Consider the following 18,522-nt stretch of genomic DNA (forward strand, 5'->3'; position numbering starts at 1 on the left):
TTTTTAAAGCCGTCAAATTCATTAACGAATTTAGCGGTTTTTTATTTATATATTCTTTAAAAATAAAGTTTGAAATTAATTACAATTTGGTTCGAATTTTGACTAGAATAATTTTCTGAAATTTAAATAATAAGTCTACATTTTTTAGGGTAACTAAATTCAGTGACAAAATAAAATAGCTAAAATAGTGATTTACATTAGTTAAAGTGATTTGTAAATTTGGAATATTAATTAATCAAATACTTAAATTATGAAAAAAATCACTTTATCTTTATTTGTAGCATTCGCATCGAGTGTTGCATTTGGGCAGTACAATCAAGACACAACTGTTCAGTTAGGAAATTCAAACGTAGCTCTTGTTGATCAAGAAGGAGTTCGAAATACTAACAAAATTTTACAAGTTGGTACTTCTGATGTTGTTATTATTAACCAATCTGGTTTCTACAACGATAATACTACAACAAGTTTAGGATCATATAATATATCTACAGTTGATCAAGTAGGTGTTTCAAATGAGAATTCAACATATCAAGTTGGACTAGCAAATAATGGAGATGTTGACCAAATGGGAGTAAATAACATGTCTAATCAAGTTCAATTAGGAATGTTTAATTCAGCTGAAAATTTCCAAATGGGTAATTCAAATGCTTCGAATCAATTCCAAATGGGTAATTCTAACAGTGCAACTTCTGGTCAATTAGGTAACAGTAATACTTCTGGTCAATTCCAAATGGGTGATAGTAATAATGCTATGAATATCCAAATGGGAGATAGTAATTCTAATTCTCAAACACAATCAGGTAATAACAATTTTGCTTTAAATAATCAAGATGGTTATTACAATTCATCAGAACAATTACAAGTAGGGAATTATAACTTAGCTTTTAATAATCAATCTGGTTGGGTGAATTCATCTGAACAAACACAATTAGGGAATATGAATATAGCTTCAAGTAATCAATCTGGTTGGTTAAATTCATCAGATCAATTACAAGTTGGTAATATGAACATGGCTATGAATTCTCAAGATGGTAACTTTAATTCAGCTAACCAAATTCAATTTGGAAACGCTAATAGTGCATCTAATGATCAAGATGGAGATAACAATGAAACTTTACAAGTTCAGTTAGGTAACATGAATGATGCAGAAGTTACTCAGGTTGGACTTAGTAATTTTGCTTACCAATATCAATCAGGTAACAACAATAGTGCAACATCAACTCAATTAGGTCAATCAAATCTTTCAATTCAAACGCAAACTGGATACGGTAACAACGCTGACGGAATGCAAATAGGATCGAATAACATGATTTTACAAACACAAAATGGAATGTCTAATACAGCTTTAGATGTACAATTTGGTGTTGGTAATGCAGCAATCGTTACTCAAAATGGATTAGGTCACAGCCACAACGGATTACAAGTTGGATCTAATAACCTTGCGATAGTAAATCAATCAAATTTTTAATAGTTTTTGAAAATAAGAGGAGGGAAATTGCTTCCTTCCTCTTATATTTTATATGAAAATTATGAAAGAAATTTTTTTTATAATTTCATTTGTAATTCATCAAGTAATTTTTAGTCAAGATTTTAATTCAATCAATTCTAACAATGTAATTGCCTATTTTTCAGAAAATAATTCCAATGCAACATACGTACAGCATGGTGATGATAACTATCTTAATTTATTAATGAAAAATACATCTATTGAAATCATCCAACTTGGAAATAATAATGTGGTAAACTATGTTGGTGTAAACCAGCAAAACCACAATATTCAAGTAAATACATTTGGAAATAATAATAGTATTCAGATTCTAGGTTCTAATTCTATATCAAATGGGATGTCAGTTGAAGTGATTGGTAATAATAAAGTTGTACAAATCATTAATAGGTAAATTATTGAATATGAGAAATTATCTTTTCACTATAATTTTTTTGTCAGTTTACTTTCTTCAAGCCCAATCATTAAAACCCTCAATTGAAATCAATTCTGTTGAAAATATGGTATCATTAAAAGGTGTGATACTCAATAATGAAGAAATTATACATGATTTAAATTTTTTGTTAATCACTATCAAAAAAGGAAAGAGTAATAATTTGTCAAATCAAAAACAAGAAGGAAGATTTGTGGTAGAGCCAAATCAAAAAAAGGAACTATCTGAAATAAAAATGAATCTGTCTCCTGGAGATGAATTAAAATCATACCTCTTTATTCGTGATGAATTAAATAACAGTTTAATTGCAAAAGATTCAATTTTCTTACAATACGATGGCAATGATATTAAGTTAAATCAATACACAAACCAACCTGTACAAATTAAAACGAATGAATTTATACTAAGAGGTTTAGTAGTTGATCAAACTAAAACAAAAGGCGGAAGAGATTTCTTTGATTTATTTTATTCTAAATATAATTTATTAAGCGAAAAATTCCCTTTTGTTACGACTATCACCGAAGTTCCAGGTATTGGTAGAAATTCAATCATTCAAATCGAAGATGCTGATAAAATTTTATACAGTTTTAGGGTAACTCCTAATGAAGATTTTTTAGTGTCACAAGTAGAATTTACTTTAAGAAGATTAAATCAATATTACAATGAAATTAAATTTATAAAGGATCAAATATCAGCTCCTTAAAACATTAAACTAACTAATTATGAGAACCGTTTTATTACTTACATTTCTCTGTACCTCCTTTAGTTTTGCCTTTTCTCAGCAAATGGTGTATAAACCGATAAATTCTAGTTTCGGGGGAGATACATACAACTACAATTGGTTGTTAAATTCAGCTAATGCTCAGAATCAATTCAAAGTAAGCATGAATTATGGCAATCTTAATCAAAACTCACCGATTGGAAGTTTTCAAGATAATCTTAATAGGCAATTATTAAATAATATATCTAACGGATTATTTGGGAATAACTACGATCAAACCACAATGCAACCCGGCGTTTATAATCTTGGTTCTTTGAATGTATCTATTTCAGAATACTATGGCGGATTGAATATCGTGATCATTGATATCAAAACCGGAGAACAGACAAATATAAATTTGCCGAATTCTTATTAAAATTTTAAAGTAAAATTAGACAAAATGTACAAACTAATATGTAACCGACCAAAAATACATTTTTCTCTTTTGATTTTACTTTTAATAGTTTTTAATAGTTGTAGTGCATTAATGAATGCTCCTACAGACAAAGAAATTTCAACTTTAGGTGAAGTAACTCCTTATACTCAAAAATTAAAATCACTTCCATTACCAAATGAAAAGGTAGTTGTTGCGGTTTATAAATTTAAAGATCAGACCGGTCAATATAAACCGTCTGAATATAATGCTAATTGGAGTACAGCTATACCTCAAGGGACAACATCTATATTATTAAAAGCTTTAGAAGATTCAAGATGGTTTACAACCATTGAAAGAGAAAATATAAGTGATTTGTTAAATGAAAGACAAATCATAAAATCAACGAGACAAGAATATGCTGCCTTTCAATCACCAGAAGAGCAAAAATTAACAAACCAAATTTTACCACCCTTATTATTCGCAGGAATTATCATAGAAGGAGGAATCGTTTCTTACGATTCTAACATCATGACAGGTGGAGCAGGTGCGAGATATTTTGGTGTTGGAGGAAGTACTGAATATAGACAAGACAGAATTTCTGTTTATTTAAGAGCTGTTTCTACAAACAATGGAAAAATCTTAAAAACTGTATATACTTCAAAAACAATTTTATCACAATCGATGAATGGAAGTTTCTTCCGATACATTGATTTGGAAAGATTATTAGAAGCTGAAGTAGGTGTTACTAAAAATGAACCAGTTCACCTGGCAGTAAAAGAGGCTATTGAAAAAGCAGTTTATGATCTGATTTTAGAAGGATCTAAAGAAAATTTATGGAGTGTTTCTAAAAATCACAAAGAAGATTTTGATAAGCTAATTGTTGCAGCTGAAAAAGAAGACTCAATAAATAATTTTAGAGTAGATAACAGAATTTTAACGCCTAAAAGAGGTAAATATTCTGTTTATGGTAGTTTAAATGGCCATAATATAAAGGGTGATTACACTGAAAGTGAAATTAAAACTGGTTTTAAACTTGGTACAAAATTTTTTATTTCAAAGAATATCAATTTTGATGCATCCTTTTCAAATTTTAGTTTAGAGAACAAAAATATATTTTATCAGAAATTCAATGCAATGGATTTGAATTTAGAATATATTTTTTTACCAGAGGATACTTTTTCACCATTTGTTTATAGTGGTGTAGGTTTAATTACTCCCCAGAAAACAGGTAGTGATTATAGAGGAAAAGTAAATGTTGGTGCCGGATTTGAATTTTTACCAAAATCCTTTATAGGAATTCGTATTCATGGTGAATATGATTTTGGTTTGAACGATGATTGGGATAACTATGTTGGTGGTAAACGTAAAGACAGCCAAATTGTATTTGGAGTCGGAGTTAACTTTTATTTTGGTAAAAATAATCTAAACAAGATTTATTGATAATGAAAAATATAATTTCAAAATATTTCTTTCTTTTGAATGTGTTCCTATTTAGTCTTTCATTTATACAATGTAGTGAAGATTACGTAGATGGTTCAGAGAAAGGCACAATAAAAGGCATTGTTGTAAAACATCAATCCAATGAGCCTTTAGCTAATGTAAAAATTACAACAGCTCCTACAACTGAGACAGTTTTTACTTCTGAAGATGGATCGTTTATTATTAAAAATGTTCCACTTGGAGATTATTCAGTCAAAGCTGAATTAAGAGGGTATTTGATGGAAATTCAAGGAGCGAATTTAGTAGATTATGGACAGGAAGTAGGTTTAGTCTTTGAAATGAAGGATGATAATTCCTTAAATAGTCCACCTAGTGTTCCTCAACTTTTAACACCAGCTGATAATGCATCAGAATTAGGATTAAATGTTGAAGTTTCATGGAATTGTACAGATGCAGATAGTGATGAGTTGACATATAAACTTATTTTAAAAAATAATAAAAATGATGAGGTTTTAACTTATGAAAATATAACTGAAAAATTCTTCACGTTCGAGAATTTAACTTTTGGTACAAGCTACTTTTGGCAAGTTATTGCTTCGGATGGTATAAATGATGAAGTTTATAGTAACACGTTTAAATTTACTACGAGTTCAATTCCTCAGAATAGATTTCATTATGTAAAATTAGAAGGTAATAACCATGTGATCTATTCAAGTGATGAAACAGGTAATAATTTTAAGTTTACTCAAGAATCAGTTAATTCTCTAAGACCGCGAAAAAATAATTCAGCGAGTTTAGTTTCATTCCTGAGAATGGTAGAAGGTAATATGCATTTATTTACAGCAAAACTGGATGGATCAGATTCTTTTAGAGTAACAGAAATTCCGTTAGCGGGATTTAATAACAATGAAATTGATTACGCTTGGAGTGCAAATGGAAGTGAATTCCTTTATCCGAATTATAATAAACTTTATCGAGTTAATAAAGACGGAAGTGGAACTAATCTAGTATATACAACTGATGATGGTAATTTTATTACAGAATGTGCATGGAGTTACGATGGTTCAAAAATTGTTTTAAAAACAAATAATATTGAAGGTTATAATGTAAAAATTTACATGATTGATTTAATGGGAAATAAAATTAAAACAATCCTAGAAAATGTAAATGGAGCAGCTGGAGGTTTAGATATATCGGTAGATGGTAGTAAAATTCTTTTTACGAGAGATATATCAGGATTTCAAAATCAATTTTATAGACAATTAAATACGCATATATTTATTTACGACTTAAATTCAGATAATGTTGAGGATATATCTGATTTATCAAACATTCCTAGTGGATTTATAGATATTGACCCAAGGTTTTCTCCGAATGAAGCTGAAGTGATTTTTACTCAGACTTCTAATGATGGAAGATCACAAAAAGATATCTATAAGGTATCCTTAAACGCAGACAATGATGGTAGACTTACTAGAACCCTACTATTTGAAAATGCATGGATGCCAGATTGGGAATAGGTTACATTATTAGTTAGTGATCCCTTCAGTTTACTGAAGGGATTACATTTTTTATAGATTATTATCGATTAAATCATGTTTTATAGCAAAACGAATTAATGCTATTGAATTTTTGATCTGTAGTTTTTGAAAGATTCGTTTACGATGAGTTTCCACTGTATTGAAACTAATAAATAATTTGCTAGAAATTTCTTTACTATTACAACCTTCACAAATTAATTTTATAATTTCTAATTCACGGTTGGTAATACTTCCTAAAACTTCATTAAAATTAGAGTTTGTAGATAAATATGGATTACTAAAATTCTGAATAATCTTATTTCTTAAATCTTCACCAATATAAGATTCTCCATTACTTACACATTTTATCGCTTCAATAAGAAATTTTGTTTCGTTATGTTTTTCGATGAAACCGTTGATTCCTAGTTTAAAAAGTCCTGAAACTTTTTTAATTCTATTATCACCAGTAAGGATTAGAATTTTAGTGTTTTTGTGCATATGCTTAATAAGTTTTATTAAGTCAGTAGCATCATCATTGTCAAATTTGATTTCAGTAATAACCAAATCGACTTCGTTCTTAGTTAACCATTCTTTTGCTTCATGTAGAGTGGTAGCAAAACCAACGATTTCAATCCCTTTTTTCCTGTTTAAAAGTGCTATTAGCCCGTCAATCACAATCTTGTGATGATCAAGTATAAAAATTCTCATGTTTAGTTTAGTTAGTTGGTTAAAGGTAGTAAAAATGAGAATGTTAAATTGATTTTAAGTGTTTAAATAAAAATAAGTTATTAGGTTATATTAATTTATGACGAGATAGAAAATATCTATTTAATCAAATTCCATATTAATTAAAAGCTCGGTTTTTAAACGAGATCTATAATTACAATCAATACCATTTAATAATCGATCTACAATATCAAAAAGTACTTCTCGTTTGATGTAATTTATTTCGAGATAATCTGTTTTAGTAACAAAATACATATCTAAATTGGTGAAATATCCTTGGAAAGATATTACTTTATGGTCTAATAGATTTTCAACGCTTTCGAAAAATAAATTAAAGGTAGTGTTTTTTATGGTATGAGAGTAAATATTATCATTTTCTTTGCAAGCGTATTTTATTTCTAAATCTTCTATAATTTCATTAAAAAAAGTAACAATAATGTGATTCAAATCTATTTTATACAGATTTAAATTATATCGTTCTCCTTTCTGATAAAGTTGAAACTGCCTATTAAATTCATTAATGCTAATTTCAAAACTCATAACTTGCTAGTTGGTATATAAATATAACAATTTTTTTGAAAGAGCAAAAAAAATAAGGTATTAATTATTAATACCTTATAGTTCTTTTTGAATTTGAAACGGGCTGCTCAAGATTATTTGCATATTGTGTTCTTAATGTCCAATTCCCTTTATCATCATATACATAATTTATACGATTATTTGTTTTTAAACGACCTGAATTGTCGTACAAATTTTCCTCGACTATGTTACCTTTTTCGTCAAACATTCTACGCTTTTTAGAAACTAATTGTCCTTTTAAATCATGCACAACTTCCTCAATAGGTAATTGATTTTGATTGTATTTATAACTCACAACATAACCTTCTTTACCATATTTCACGTTAGTTTTTATCAGTAAATATCCTTTATATTCATTCGTTCTTTCTGTAAAAATGCCTTCTTCAAGGAAATAAGTCTCTTTTTGATGAACAATTTTATCTTCTACAATTTTATAAACTATTTCAGATACAATAATTTCATTTTCACTCAAGGTTTCTTTGTAACCTTCTGAAGTGTACTCAAAATCATGAATTTTTGTGATAGATTCATCATTAGAAATCAATTCTCTTTTAACTAATTTTCCAAGATCATCATAAGTAAAATTTTCTGTAAATAACAAATCACCTGCATCAGAATAATATTCTTTTACATTGATAAAACCTTTTGCATTATAACTTGTTTTGGTGTGAAATTCCTGAATATAATCTTCAATTATATTCGCTCGTATAAGTGCTTTTGTAAATGATTCTTCTACTGATTTAGGCGAATTTTTAATTTTTTCTTTTTCTAAATCCGAAGTTTGAGCAAATAAAATCCCGCCAATTAAAACTAAAATTGAACTAAATTTTTTGATCATAATGATATAATTTTAGGTTCATAAAAGTAAGAATAAATTATGATTATTATCGTTTAATCCTATTTTTGGCATTTAAGTTTAGATTTCTAAATATATTTGAAAAACATTAAATATTTATGAGTACAAAATTTTCTTTAGTAGGTAACCAAACTACTGCAATTGATTTATCATTATTATTATTACGTATCGCCGCAGGTGGATTTATGTTTACACATGGTTGGGGTAAATTGGTTAAATTAGTTAACGGAAACTTCGAATTTGGTGATCCTATTGGACTTGGTGTTGAAATTTCATTAGCATTAACTGTTTTTTCAGAAATTTTTTGTGCCTTTTTTATTGTCGTAGGTCTTTTTACACGTTTAGCTTCTATTCCTTTAATTATCACGATGATAGTTGCCGTTTTTGTGGTTCACTTAGATCATGATTTTGGAAAAAAAGAACTTGGTTTATTCTATCTAATCAATTATTTAGTATTATTTTTATCAGGAGCAGGTAAATATTCAGTAGACTCTTTATTGAGAAATAAATGAAACAAATAATTAGTTTAGTTGTTTTCGTTTGCTCATATTTTCTAAATGCACAGCCTATGAATGCAGCTTACGAAAAGCTTACAAAGGAAGAAATCAATTTAATAAAAGCAAAATCGGCGCAAACTCCAATGCGTGTTTTACTTACAACGTCTTCTGCTGATACAAAAGTTTTACAATCTATTTCTAAGGATATTGATCCTAAGGATCCAATGATAAAATTATTGGCCGATCGCATGTTTGCAACAGTACAAGACGAAAAAAGTAAAGGTGTTGGTATTGCAGCTCCACAAATTGGCATTAACAGAAATGCATTTTGGGTACAGCGTTTTGATAAGGATGGTCAACCATTTGAGTTTTATATTAATCCAAAAATCACCTGGTATTCATCAATTTTACGATACGGTCGAGAAGGTTGTCTTTCAATTCCAGAAGAATTTGGTAAAGTGCACCGAAGTTTAGCTATTCAATTAAATTACTTTGATTTAGAAGGTAATCAATTCGAAGAAATTATTGAAGGTTTTACTGCGGTTATTTTTCAGCATGAATATGATCATTTGATCGGTAAGTTGTTTACAGATAGAGTTTTAGAGCAGGAATCTTCAACTTATAAGAATGCTGAAGAAGTAAACGAAGTATATTATCAAACTAAATAATACAACAGCTTATAGAAGTGTAGTATTTTAGGAATAATTATTGTTAATTTGATTTTAAATTAATTACATAATTTGTTAGCACATACAATATATCAGCACGAGACAAGTAAAGAATGGGTTACTTTTGTTCATGGAGCAGGAGGTAGTTCTACTATTTGGTTTAAACAAATTAGAGAATTTCGTAAACATTTTAATATTCTTATTCTTGATTTACGTGGACATGGTCGATCAAAAAATAATTTAAAATCAATCTTCGAAAAAAGATATACTTTTAAATCTGTTTCCAATGATGTTGTTGATGTTTTGGATCATTTAAAAATTGATAAAACACACTTTGTTGGAGTTTCGTTGGGAACAATAATTATTAGGCAAATCGCTGAAGATTATCCAGACCGTGTTACTTCTATGGTAATGGGTGGAGCTGTGATGAAAATGAATTTTCGTGGTCAAATTTTAATGAAAATAGGTAATATTTTCAAAAATGTATTTCCGTATTTATTTTTATACAAAATTTTCGCATTTGCTATTATGCCTAAAAATGCGCACAAAGAGTCGAGAAATTTGTTTATAAACGAAGCCAAAAAATTATATCAGAAAGAATTTTTAAAATGGTTTAAATTAACTTCTGATGTAAATCCTTTATTAAAATGGTTTAGACAGGTTGAAATAAACATTCCTACATTTTATATTATGGGCGAAGAAGATTATATGTTTTTACCGACAATACAAAAATTGGTTCAACAACATTATCAATCGGCTCAATTATATGTTGTAGAAAATAGTGGACACGTAGTGAATGTAGATCAGCCACAAATTTTTAACGAAAAAGTAATCGAATTTATCAAGAAGAATTTATAATTCTTGGTTTAGAGCCTTTAGCGTAATGGATAATATTTACGAACCAGAATTTGTAAAAAAGTTATTTAACCAAATGTCGAGTTCGTATGAAAGAATGAATTACATAACATCTTTTGGATTTTCAATTCGTTGGAGAAATTAATTTATTGATAAATTAGGAAATTCAAAAGAAAAATTAAATGTAATTGATTTACTTTCAGGTTTGGGCGAGAATTGGACTTTTTTAAAACGTAATTTTCCTAATTCAAACTTTTATGCTTTAGATTTTTCTGAAAACATGATAAATCTATCCAAGCAAAAAGCAGATAAAATATTTGGCAAGAATCTTAATCTAATTTGCGATAATTTATTAGATAACAAGTTAGAATCTAATAGTTTCGATATTGTTTCTTGTGCTTATGGTTTGAAAACCTTTAATGAAGAACAGCTAAATATCATTGCAAAGGAAGTTCATAGAATTTTAAAGCCGAATGGAAAATTTAGTTTCGTTGAAGTTTCTAAACCTAAAAATAAAGTCTTACTGTATTTTTACAGTTTTTATTTAGGTAAAATTATTCCAATTCTTGGTAAAATATTTTTAGGAAATCCTGAGGATTATAAAATGTTGTGGATTTATACCAGTAAATTTCAAAGTTCTGAAAATGTAAAAGATATTTTTGAAAAACATGGGTTAGAAGTAAACATCGATAAATATTTTGGTGGATGTGCTTCGGGTCTTAACGGGAAAAAAATTAATAAATAATTAGTTTTAAATTATATAACCTTATTATAAGAAAAAAGCAGTACTTGTAGTACTGCTTATTTTTTTAATATATTTTCGAAAAAAGATTTAGAATCATCATCAAAAGTTGGTTTTTGTAATAGTAATTGCGAGATTTTCACAATTTTATCATAATCGTTTTGTGTGAAATTTCCTCCGAAATGCTCGTGACAAAAATCTCCAATATTTCCTAAAACGACACTAACTTCACTTTCAGTTAATTCTCCTTTTTGTTGCCAACGTTTACGGAACAATCCAGCAGCTAAATAAGATGAAATGTCAATTAAATCATCAATTGAAATTTTCCCATCATTTTTTAATTTAGCCATGATCATTGCATCCATATCACGGTAAATAACATCTCTAATCGTTAATTGTTTTTCTTCCATCTTCAATATTATATTACAAAATTAAAGAGAAAAATTAGGTTCAACCTGAAATTTCATCAATTCTTTTGTTGTTGGGTGTGTAAATTCTAAATATTCAGCATGTAAATGCAAACGATTTGCACTTGTACCGTATAAATCATCTCCTATAATTGGCGTATTTAATCCTAACTGATGCGATGCATGCATACGCAATTGATGCGTACGACCAGTAATTGGGTAAAAATATATTAAAGTTTTATTGTCTTTTCGTTTAATTACTTTGTATTTAGTTTGCGCTGGTTTTCCATGTTCGTAACAAACCATCTGACGAGGTCTATCATCCAAATCTACACGCAAAGGTAAATCTATAATTCCTTCGTTTTCTACTACAATTCCGTCAAGTAAAGCAATATATCTTTTTTCTATTTTACGTTTAATAAATTGTTGTTGAATTTGTTTATGACTGTCCTTATTTAAAGCTAAAACTAAAATTCCAGATGTCGCCATATCCAACCTATGGATGATCAAAGGGCCAGTTGCATTCGGAAATTGATGCTTAATTCTCATATAAACCGAATCTTGTAATTCAATGCCAGGAACCGATAAAAACTCTTCAGGTTTGTTTACCACCACAATGTCGTCATCTTGATAAATAATTTCTAATAGATGGCCAGTTGTTTGTTCTTTAAACAAAGGATTATCATCGATTTTCAATCCATCAAGCATATGTTTTAATATTGGTTCACATTTCCCCGTACACGCAGGATAAAAATGCTTATGCTTTCTAACTTCTGATTTTGGAGAATCTCCCCACCAAAATTCAGCCATACAAATAGGTTCTAAATTATTTTGAAAAGCATACTGAAACAGTTTAGGAGCAGCACATTCACCAGCCGCAGCAGGAGGTTGTTGGAATGAAGTTTCTTTAAAAATATCAAGCAATCCTTTTTTCTCCTTGTTTTGATTTAAGAATTGGTATTGATCAAATAGTTGGTTTTGTAAAGCGTTTGATTTAGTTTTTCTTTCTTCTTTTAAATTTGTGATTTCTATTTCAAAAACATTGATTTTAGATAGAATTTTTTCACGTTCTGTCTCTAATTCTAATGTTAATTTTCTGAATTCGTGTTTATCTCTTAAACTTTGTTTTACTAAATCTTCTTCGTAAGCTTTTGCTAAATCCTCAGATAAATTTGGAACGATTTGATCACGTTGTTGCTTGCGATCATTTTTATTTGATTTTAGAAGTTTTTTACCTTCTTCAATTTGTTTAGTTGCTTCCTTTTCAAAAGTGTTCAATTCTGATTTTAGAGAAATGTATTTTGGATCAGATTCTAATCGTTCGATGATAGAATTGATTTCGTTTAAACGAACTTCTTGCTGAAGGAAAAATCCATCTTTATTAAGCATATCAAAAACCGGAGGAACAAAGTGCTTGTGCTGATTTGTATTAGCCAATTTACCTGAAAATGCCGCGATATAACCTATATCTCCATCGGAATTTTTACATACTAAAACTCCAAACATTTTACCAATTGCAGAAGTAGAATCATGTGATTTTAATCCAAAATTGTGTTCAAAATCAGTTTGATTTTCCAAATATTGTTGCAATTCTTCGCATGCTAATTGTGCAATTGGATGAGGCTTATAATAAAATGGATAATCTAAAGATGTTGGTAATGTGTGATTTTTGATTGATTGTTTAAAAGAGTGAAAATAGCTTGACATTTCGTATACAAAATAGGTTGCAAATTTAATCCAAATGTATCGATTCGTAAGCATAAAATATTTCATAAATATTTTGACTAAAAGAGAATGGAAAACAATTAATTAATAAATTTACATCACTATAAAAATTAAACTATGGCTTCGGGAATATTTGCGGTATTAGACGATATTGCAGCGTTAATGGATGATGTAGCTGTTGCAAGTAAAATTGCTACAAAAAAAACAGCTGGAATTTTAGGAGATGATTTAGCTGTAAATGCTGAAAAAGCAACAGGTTTTTTATCCTCAAGAGAATTACCTGTACTTTGGAAGATTACAAAGGGTTCGTTATTAAATAAAGTAATTATTGTTCCAATTGTTTTTCTTTTACAATGGATTTATCCAGATATAATTAAATATATATTGATTTTAGGTGGATGTTTTTTAGCTTATGAAGGAGTAGAGAAAATAATAGAATATCTATTTCATCGTAAAAAAACAGGTACTGAAGTGATAGAAGAGGAGGTAAAAAATGCAGATGATTTAGAAAACACTAAAATTAAATCTGCAATTACAACGGATTTCATCTTATCTATTGAAATTATAATTATTGCGTTAGGAAGTGTAATGGATAAACCACTTGCCACACAAATTTTAACTGTTTCTGTTGTAGCTATAATTGCAACTGTTGGGGTTTATGGTGTTGTAGCATTAATTGTTCGTATGGATGACGCAGGATATAAATTAATCAATCAATCGAATGATAAAGGATTTATGGCTACAATTGGTCATCTTTTAGTAAAGGGCTTACCTTTAATTATAAAGTCTTTGGCTGTGATTGGAACTATTGCTTTGTTAATGGTTTCAGGAGAAATTTTTGATCATAATATTGAATATATCCATCATTTAGATTTTTCTATTCCAGCTATATTTAAGCAAATGATTATTTCAATAATTATTGGTTTAATAGTAGTTGCGTTGGTTAAAATAATTCAAAAAATCTATCAAATTACCTTATCAAAATAAGTAGAATATAAATAAAAATCCCATTGAGTAATCAATGGGATTTTTTTATTTATTTGATTTAGGAATTAAACCCACTCATCATCTTCTTCGTCATCTTCCAATTCAGCATCAATAAATTGGATGTAGAATGCAACAATTTCTCCGGCAGCATTGTAACCGAAGTAAGAAGGATAAACACCTTCACCAAAACCAGCTTGGAAAATTGGCGCTTTAATATCTGTATTAGGAATTGTCCAGTTAATCCATTCACCATCTTCTGATTGGTAAGCAGGATTATTTTTTACATTTTCAGTAAATAATGGTGCGAAATAATCATCATATAAATTTTGATCTTTAGCTTCCACTTCATCAATAAAAGTTGTAAATGCCTCTTTCGCACTGAAATCAACAATTGTAGTTAAACCACTTTCTGAAGCAAATCCAAAATATTCTCCTTCATTTAAATCTTCAATCGACTCAATTCCTTTTAAAGCTTCTTCGTAACGAACAGGTTTCTCGTCTGTGAAAGCAATTTTAACACAAGAAATTAAATTTTCCACATCTCCATCATCTTCGTAAGTAATAATACTTGCTTGTAAAGGGAAATTTCCTTTTGGAGTTTCTACGAAATATGGATTATTGTCTAATGCTAAATATTGTCCTAATGGATCATTTACGATAATTTGTCCTGTAGGTAAAGAGATTTCACCCAAAGAAATTTGATCCACTTTAATATCGTTTATTTCTTTCGAAGTAAAATACATATCTAAATCATTTGGTGCTAGCGTAAATTCACGCTTTTCTTCCCAAATTTTTAACCATTCTGCAGTTGGTTTCATAATTATAATTATTATTTATGTTACAAATTTAGTGATAAGAAATTCAATCAAGTTATATAAGTTGATATTAACTTCTCTTATTGATTTGTTTTTTAAGTTCGTTCTTATCAATATCATATTCCAATTTCATAATGTACACTAAATCATCAAAGGTTAATTTATCAGCTTTATGATATGAAATTAAAATTTTCTTCATTTTCTCAAATTCACCAAGCGTGTATTGTTTAAATTCAGCTTCGATAAATTTTCGATTACCTAAATCTAAAATTAATTGATTATCGACACCTTGCGATTTTCCTTTCGTTTCAAATTCATGTTGTTCATAAAGTTTTTTCCCAACATAATCGTTATTGTGAATTGTAATACTTTCAATATCTTGAATGGAATAAGAATCATTACCAATTGAGATTGAATCTTTAGTAAAAGTAATTTTACCATCAAAATAACCTTCTAAATCTTCTTTCGGAGCTTTAAAATATCCATTAAAATAAGCAGCAATTGTCGCCAAAATTATCATGAAAATATAAAAAGCTGTGTTGCTGCCTTTAAAAATTTCAAGTTCAATGAAAACATAACTAATGGCTGATAAAATTAGAAATGTAACAACTAATTTTAGAATTTTATTTAACCTATTTTGATTCTTTTGTTTGATGAATCGATCAAAACTATATTTATCCATTTGATGCAATATCTTTTCTAACTCTACTTAAACTTTCAGGAGTGATGCCTAAATATGATGCAATCATCCACTGTGGTACTTTAGCTGTAATGGTTGGGTATAATTTTATAAAATCTTGGTAACGTGTCTTTGCAGGCGCACTTAATAAAGATGTGATTCTGTCCTGCATGTGTCGAATATGATTTTGCAACAATGGAACTTGTTTTTTAGTGTAATCAGGATTTAAACTTGTAATTAAATCATTTACACCATCATTTAGAATTACAACTGTAGATTCCTCAATTGCCTGAATGTAAAATTTAGCTTCTTGCTTACACATTGCACTGTTGCGATCGCTCACAATCCAGTTTTCAGTTCCGAATTGTACAATATGTTCTTTTCCATTGTCATCGATAATGTATGAACGAATTACGCCAGATTCTACGAAAAAATAATCGTCAGAAAATTCTCCAGCATTTAATATCATCTCACCACGAGTCAATTTTTTTACCGTAATATAATTTAATATGATCTCGATTTGCTCATCGGTAAGATCAATTTGATTTCTTAAATGATTAATAAAATTTTGCATGAAAGCTTTTATTTACTAGCAAATATAGGGCAATATTTTAATAAAAATTTAATTGTAACAAAATGTGTTACAATTAAAATTTTATTTTACATTTGTAATAGAATTTTAAGGAATGAATAATTTACGTTTTGCAACAATCGTACATATTTTAGTTTTGACTGAAAAGTTTAAAGACGAGTTAATTACATCAGATTTTATTGCTGGTAGTATTAACGTAAATCCGGTTGTAGTACGAAGAGAAATTCAGGTTTTAAAAGATGCAGAAATTTTAGGATCAAAAAAAGGGAAGGACGGAGGTTGTTTTCTTATCAAGGATGCAAATGAAATTACATTTGGCGAAATTTATAAGATTATAACGAAAGATATGGATTTTGCTAAAAAAAATCAGCCCAATCCCGTTTGTCCAATCGGAAAAAAAATGAATGAAACGTTGGATCAACTATTTGTTTCTGTAGAAAATAATTTAATCAATCAATTAAGTAAAACAACGTTGAAAGAATTTTCATCACAATTTAATTAAAATCAAACTTTATAATATGAGAGTAGCATTAATTGGAGCAACAGGTTTTGTTGGGTCAGCAATTTTAAAAGAATTAACGGATAGAAATCACTCAATCAAAGCGATTTCTCGTTCAATTAATACAGAATCGGAATCTAATAACGTAGTTCCAATTCAAATAGATGTAAACGATACTGATGCTTTAGCCGCTGATTTGAAGGGAGCAGATGTGGTTATTTCAGCATTTAATCCTGGATGGACTAATCCTAATATTTATGAAGAATTTTTAACAGGTGCTAAAAATATACAAGAAGCTGTAAAGAAAGCAGATGTTAAAAGATTTATCGTTATTGGTGGGGCTGGAAGCTTGTTGTTAGATGAAGAATTACGTGTGATTGATACACCACAATTTCCTGAAGAAATAAAACCAGGTGCACAGGCAGCAGCTGAATATTTAGAGTTTTTAAAGAATGAAAATCAAATAGATTGGGAATTCTTTTCGCCTGCAATAGAGATGCATCAAGGAACTTCAGGAGTGCGTACTGGTAAATACCGTTTAGGTTTAGATAATCCTGTAGTAGGTAAAGATGGACGTTCAGTTTTATCTGTAGAAGATGTTGCAGTTGTAATTGCAGATGAAGTTGAAAAGCAAAATTTCACGAAAAGACGTTTTACAGCAGGTTATTAAGATTATTATAAATTATTGTTAAACAGTACTTTTTGGTACGTTTTTAGAATTTCTACTTAAAATTTTAGTTATGAGGTTTTATGTAGGAATTTTAAGTATTGTAATTTGCTTATTGATATTAGCAATCCCAATATTCTTTCTGGATTTTACATTCCTTTTCGAAAAATTGGTTGGTACTTTGTTATTAATTATTTCTGGATTATTTCTGATTTCAGGGATAAATAATTTAACTATATTTTATACAAAACGTAAAGTTTTAAATAAAGGTTACAAAACAAAGGCAAGAATAGTAAAGGTTCAAAAAACTTTACTTGCAATTAAATCAGCTCCTAATTATATATTAGAAGTGATTTATGAGCATCCAAAAAATCATAAGCTTTACCATACGTTCTTAGATTATTATGCAAGTATTTCTGAAGAAAAAAATATTTCAGAAAATCAATACATTGAAATTGTAATCGATCCTAAAAATCCTGATTTTGTCTTGCAAAAATTAGCATAAAAAAAGGTTGCTCATGACGTGAGCAACCTTTTTTTATAAATATCTTTCTTTTATAACATTGATGTGATGGATAGAGTGTCCTGCAATGATATATCCAATTTTCTTTACAGATAATTCATTTTCTCCAATGAATCTCTTTTTATTTAAGGTTTCTTTATTAAATCCTTCAAACTGAAAATAAGTTGCATTCATCAAATGTAACCATTCTTTGACAAGAATTTCTGGATTTATTTGATCAGAATTTAATGTTGTTACATATTCATTCTCATCAAAAGTAAACAAAGTATTCTGATCATTTCTCGCAATATGCAAAGCTCTATTACTAAAGATTCGCTCACAATCAATACAATGTTGTACTACTTCTTTTATATTCCATTTTCCTTCGGCATACCTATAATCCCATTTATTCAAATCGGTTACTAGCTTCAAAGTTTTTTTAATTTCCTCAATTCTAATTTCCAAAGCATCGTTTACAGTAATGCCATCGTAACTAGAAATATAATCGTTGTGGTTATAGTTCATAATTGTAGTTTTGATAGTTAAATATAACATTTAAGTTGTAAGATTGACAAAATTTGAAGTTAATATTTTATTATTTAATAATAAATTCTTCGAAATTTATTCATTTTATAAATGTAGATGTTTTGTAAGTGTTTCTAACTCCACGGATTAAAATTTCTAAATAAGTTT

Annotated in this window: 23 protein-coding genes; 14 read left to right on the forward strand and 9 right to left on the reverse strand. The window is 28.7% G+C overall.

Features of this window, described 5'->3' with window-relative positions; all coding sequences use genetic code 11:
• Positions 1 to 250: 250 nt before the first annotated feature.
• The 6 genes from J9309_RS10935 (at position 251) to J9309_RS10960 (ending at position 6,033) form a co-directional block, all read left to right on the forward strand.
• On the forward strand, positions 251 to 1,468 hold the full coding sequence (locus tag J9309_RS10935; protein ID WP_230475915.1) for a hypothetical protein: 1,218 nt from the start codon (positions 251 to 253) through the stop codon (positions 1,466 to 1,468).
• A 61-nt stretch (positions 1,469 to 1,529) separates the two neighbouring features.
• On the forward strand, positions 1,530 to 1,898 hold the full coding sequence (locus tag J9309_RS10940; protein ID WP_230475916.1) for a hypothetical protein: 369 nt from the start codon (positions 1,530 to 1,532) through the stop codon (positions 1,896 to 1,898).
• Positions 1,899 to 2,004: 106 nt separating this feature from the next.
• Positions 2,005 to 2,640 (forward strand): curli production assembly/transport protein CsgE, encoded by a 636-nt coding sequence (locus J9309_RS10945; protein ID WP_230475917.1) that lies wholly within the window; start codon positions 2,005 to 2,007, stop codon positions 2,638 to 2,640.
• A gap of 19 nt (positions 2,641 to 2,659) precedes the next feature.
• A complete protein-coding gene (locus J9309_RS10950) occupies positions 2,660 to 3,073 on the forward strand; it encodes a curli assembly protein CsgF (RefSeq protein ID WP_230475918.1) in 414 nt (137 codons plus the stop codon).
• 111 nt (positions 3,074 to 3,184) lie between these two features.
• Entirely contained in the window at positions 3,185 to 4,513 is a 1,329-nt protein-coding gene (locus J9309_RS10955) for a CsgG/HfaB family protein (protein ID WP_230475919.1), read from the forward strand.
• Positions 4,514 to 4,515: 2 nt separating this feature from the next.
• Positions 4,516 to 6,033 (forward strand): carboxypeptidase regulatory-like domain-containing protein, encoded by a 1,518-nt coding sequence (locus J9309_RS10960; RefSeq protein WP_230475920.1) that lies wholly within the window; start codon positions 4,516 to 4,518, stop codon positions 6,031 to 6,033.
• 51 nt (positions 6,034 to 6,084) lie between these two features.
• Here the strand turns inward: J9309_RS10960 and J9309_RS10965 are convergent, their stop codons facing one another.
• The 3 genes from J9309_RS10965 to J9309_RS10975 form a co-directional block, all read right to left on the reverse strand.
• A complete protein-coding gene (locus J9309_RS10965; protein ID WP_230475921.1) occupies positions 6,085 to 6,741 on the reverse strand; it encodes a LuxR C-terminal-related transcriptional regulator in 657 nt (218 codons plus the stop codon).
• 120 nt (positions 6,742 to 6,861) lie between these two features.
• Positions 6,862 to 7,299 carry a hypothetical protein gene (locus tag J9309_RS10970; protein ID WP_230475922.1) on the reverse strand — a complete coding sequence of 146 codons (438 nt, stop codon included), beginning with the start codon at positions 7,297 to 7,299 and terminating at the stop codon, positions 6,862 to 6,864.
• A 67-nt stretch (positions 7,300 to 7,366) separates the two neighbouring features.
• Positions 7,367 to 8,176 (reverse strand): hypothetical protein, encoded by an 810-nt coding sequence (locus J9309_RS10975; protein ID WP_230475923.1) that lies wholly within the window; start codon positions 8,174 to 8,176, stop codon positions 7,367 to 7,369.
• Positions 8,177 to 8,292: 116 nt separating this feature from the next.
• Here J9309_RS10975 and J9309_RS10980 point away from each other — a divergent pair, with 116 nt between their 5' ends.
• The 4 genes from J9309_RS10980 to J9309_RS10995 all read left to right on the forward strand — a co-directional run bounded on the left by J9309_RS10980 (position 8,293) and on the right by J9309_RS10995 (position 10,959).
• Positions 8,293 to 8,706: a DoxX family protein gene (locus J9309_RS10980; protein WP_230475924.1), complete on the forward strand. Its 414-nt coding sequence runs from the start codon at positions 8,293 to 8,295 to the stop codon at positions 8,704 to 8,706.
• Positions 8,703 to 9,359, forward strand: a complete 657-nt coding sequence (def, locus tag J9309_RS10985) for a peptide deformylase (RefSeq protein ID WP_230475925.1) — start codon at positions 8,703 to 8,705, stop codon at positions 9,357 to 9,359. Before J9309_RS10980 ends, def begins: the two co-directional genes overlap by 4 nt.
• 72 nt (positions 9,360 to 9,431) lie before the next feature.
• Positions 9,432 to 10,217, forward strand: coding sequence for an alpha/beta fold hydrolase (locus J9309_RS10990; protein WP_230475926.1), 786 nt, complete (start codon positions 9,432 to 9,434; stop codon positions 10,215 to 10,217).
• Positions 10,218 to 10,362: 145 nt separating this feature from the next.
• Entirely contained in the window at positions 10,363 to 10,959 is a 597-nt protein-coding gene (locus J9309_RS10995; protein ID WP_262897297.1) for a class I SAM-dependent methyltransferase, read from the forward strand.
• A gap of 56 nt (positions 10,960 to 11,015) precedes the next feature.
• Here J9309_RS10995 and J9309_RS11000 read toward each other — a convergent pair whose 3' ends face one another.
• Together J9309_RS11000 and J9309_RS11005 are read right to left on the reverse strand one after the other, a co-directional pair.
• Positions 11,016 to 11,366 carry a hypothetical protein gene (locus J9309_RS11000; RefSeq protein ID WP_230475928.1) on the reverse strand — a complete coding sequence of 117 codons (351 nt, stop codon included), beginning with the start codon at positions 11,364 to 11,366 and terminating at the stop codon, positions 11,016 to 11,018.
• Between the two features lie 21 nt (positions 11,367 to 11,387).
• The gene (locus J9309_RS11005; RefSeq protein ID WP_230475929.1) at positions 11,388 to 13,070 is read right to left on the reverse strand and encodes an RluA family pseudouridine synthase; all 1,683 of its coding nucleotides are present in this window, start codon (positions 13,068 to 13,070) and stop codon (positions 11,388 to 11,390) included.
• 135 nt (positions 13,071 to 13,205) lie between these two features.
• Between J9309_RS11005 and J9309_RS11010 the strand changes: the two genes are divergently transcribed.
• On the forward strand, positions 13,206 to 14,075 hold the full coding sequence (locus J9309_RS11010) for a DUF808 family protein (RefSeq protein ID WP_230475930.1): 870 nt from the start codon (positions 13,206 to 13,208) through the stop codon (positions 14,073 to 14,075).
• Between the two features lie 65 nt (positions 14,076 to 14,140).
• Here J9309_RS11010 and J9309_RS11015 read toward each other — a convergent pair whose 3' ends face one another.
• From J9309_RS11015 to J9309_RS11025, 3 genes are all read right to left on the reverse strand, one after another.
• Positions 14,141 to 14,893: a DUF4241 domain-containing protein gene (locus tag J9309_RS11015; protein ID WP_230475931.1), complete on the reverse strand. Its 753-nt coding sequence runs from the start codon at positions 14,891 to 14,893 to the stop codon at positions 14,141 to 14,143.
• Positions 14,894 to 14,960: 67 nt separating this feature from the next.
• Positions 14,961 to 15,572 (reverse strand): hypothetical protein, encoded by a 612-nt coding sequence (locus J9309_RS11020; RefSeq protein ID WP_230475932.1) that lies wholly within the window; start codon positions 15,570 to 15,572, stop codon positions 14,961 to 14,963.
• Positions 15,565 to 16,143, reverse strand: coding sequence for a Crp/Fnr family transcriptional regulator (locus J9309_RS11025; RefSeq protein ID WP_230475933.1), 579 nt, complete (start codon positions 16,141 to 16,143; stop codon positions 15,565 to 15,567). Before J9309_RS11025 ends, J9309_RS11020 begins: the two co-directional genes overlap by 8 nt.
• A gap of 112 nt (positions 16,144 to 16,255) precedes the next feature.
• On the opposite strand from J9309_RS11025, the gene J9309_RS11030 reads away from it, so the two are divergent.
• The 3 genes from J9309_RS11030 (at position 16,256) to J9309_RS11040 (ending at position 17,832) form a co-directional block, all read left to right on the forward strand.
• Positions 16,256 to 16,663 carry an RrF2 family transcriptional regulator gene (locus J9309_RS11030; RefSeq protein WP_230475934.1) on the forward strand — a complete coding sequence of 136 codons (408 nt, stop codon included), beginning with the start codon at positions 16,256 to 16,258 and terminating at the stop codon, positions 16,661 to 16,663.
• A 16-nt stretch (positions 16,664 to 16,679) separates the two neighbouring features.
• Positions 16,680 to 17,330 carry an NAD(P)-dependent oxidoreductase gene (locus J9309_RS11035; protein WP_230475935.1) on the forward strand — a complete coding sequence of 217 codons (651 nt, stop codon included), beginning with the start codon at positions 16,680 to 16,682 and terminating at the stop codon, positions 17,328 to 17,330.
• A 70-nt stretch (positions 17,331 to 17,400) separates the two neighbouring features.
• Positions 17,401 to 17,832, forward strand: coding sequence for a DUF1574 domain-containing protein (locus J9309_RS11040; protein ID WP_230475936.1), 432 nt, complete (start codon positions 17,401 to 17,403; stop codon positions 17,830 to 17,832).
• A 33-nt stretch (positions 17,833 to 17,865) separates the two neighbouring features.
• On the opposite strand, the gene J9309_RS11045 is transcribed toward J9309_RS11040, so the two are convergent.
• Positions 17,866 to 18,354: a DinB family protein gene (locus J9309_RS11045; RefSeq protein ID WP_230475937.1), complete on the reverse strand. Its 489-nt coding sequence runs from the start codon at positions 18,352 to 18,354 to the stop codon at positions 17,866 to 17,868.
• Between the last annotated feature and the right edge of the window lie 168 nt (positions 18,355 to 18,522).

The sequence above is a fragment of the Faecalibacter bovis genome (assembly GCF_017948305.1).
GTDB classification, from domain to species: Bacteria; Bacteroidota; Bacteroidia; order Flavobacteriales; family Weeksellaceae; genus Empedobacter; species Empedobacter bovis.

Bases quoted from the DNA above. Each gene is read 5' to 3' on its own strand.
- J9309_RS10960 (WP_230475920.1), top strand. From the start codon at position 4,516: ATGAAAAATATAATTTCAAAATATTTCTTTCTTTTGAATGTGTTCCTA.
- J9309_RS11025 (WP_230475933.1), bottom strand. From the start codon at position 16,143: ATGCAAAATTTTATTAATCATTTAAGAAATCAAATTGATCTTACCGAT.
- J9309_RS11035 (WP_230475935.1), top strand. From the start codon at position 16,680: ATGAGAGTAGCATTAATTGGAGCAACAGGTTTTGTTGGGTCAGCAATT.
- J9309_RS11040 (WP_230475936.1), top strand. From the start codon at position 17,401: ATGAGGTTTTATGTAGGAATTTTAAGTATTGTAATTTGCTTATTGATA.
- J9309_RS11010 (WP_230475930.1), top strand. From the start codon at position 13,206: ATGGCTTCGGGAATATTTGCGGTATTAGACGATATTGCAGCGTTAATG.
- J9309_RS10965 (WP_230475921.1), bottom strand. From the start codon at position 6,741: ATGAGAATTTTTATACTTGATCATCACAAGATTGTGATTGACGGGCTA.
- J9309_RS11045 (WP_230475937.1), bottom strand. From the start codon at position 18,354: ATGAACTATAACCACAACGATTATATTTCTAGTTACGATGGCATTACT.
- J9309_RS10945 (WP_230475917.1), top strand. From the start codon at position 2,005: ATGGTATCATTAAAAGGTGTGATACTCAATAATGAAGAAATTATACAT.
- J9309_RS10955 (WP_230475919.1), top strand. From the start codon at position 3,185: ATGAATGCTCCTACAGACAAAGAAATTTCAACTTTAGGTGAAGTAACT.
- J9309_RS10940 (WP_230475916.1), top strand. From the start codon at position 1,530: ATGAAAGAAATTTTTTTTATAATTTCATTTGTAATTCATCAAGTAATT.
- J9309_RS10935 (WP_230475915.1), top strand. From the start codon at position 251: ATGAAAAAAATCACTTTATCTTTATTTGTAGCATTCGCATCGAGTGTT.
- J9309_RS10970 (WP_230475922.1), bottom strand. From the start codon at position 7,299: ATGAGTTTTGAAATTAGCATTAATGAATTTAATAGGCAGTTTCAACTT.
- J9309_RS11005 (WP_230475929.1), bottom strand. From the start codon at position 13,070: ATGTCAAGCTATTTTCACTCTTTTAAACAATCAATCAAAAATCACACA.
- J9309_RS11030 (WP_230475934.1), top strand. From the start codon at position 16,256: ATGAATAATTTACGTTTTGCAACAATCGTACATATTTTAGTTTTGACT.
- J9309_RS10950 (WP_230475918.1), top strand. From the start codon at position 2,660: ATGAGAACCGTTTTATTACTTACATTTCTCTGTACCTCCTTTAGTTTT.
- J9309_RS11020 (WP_230475932.1), bottom strand. From the start codon at position 15,572: ATGGATAAATATAGTTTTGATCGATTCATCAAACAAAAGAATCAAAAT.
- J9309_RS10980 (WP_230475924.1), top strand. From the start codon at position 8,293: ATGAGTACAAAATTTTCTTTAGTAGGTAACCAAACTACTGCAATTGAT.
- J9309_RS11000 (WP_230475928.1), bottom strand. From the start codon at position 11,366: ATGGAAGAAAAACAATTAACGATTAGAGATGTTATTTACCGTGATATG.
- def (WP_230475925.1), top strand. From the start codon at position 8,703: ATGAAACAAATAATTAGTTTAGTTGTTTTCGTTTGCTCATATTTTCTA.
- J9309_RS11015 (WP_230475931.1), bottom strand. From the start codon at position 14,893: ATGAAACCAACTGCAGAATGGTTAAAAATTTGGGAAGAAAAGCGTGAA.
- J9309_RS10975 (WP_230475923.1), bottom strand. From the start codon at position 8,176: ATGATCAAAAAATTTAGTTCAATTTTAGTTTTAATTGGCGGGATTTTA.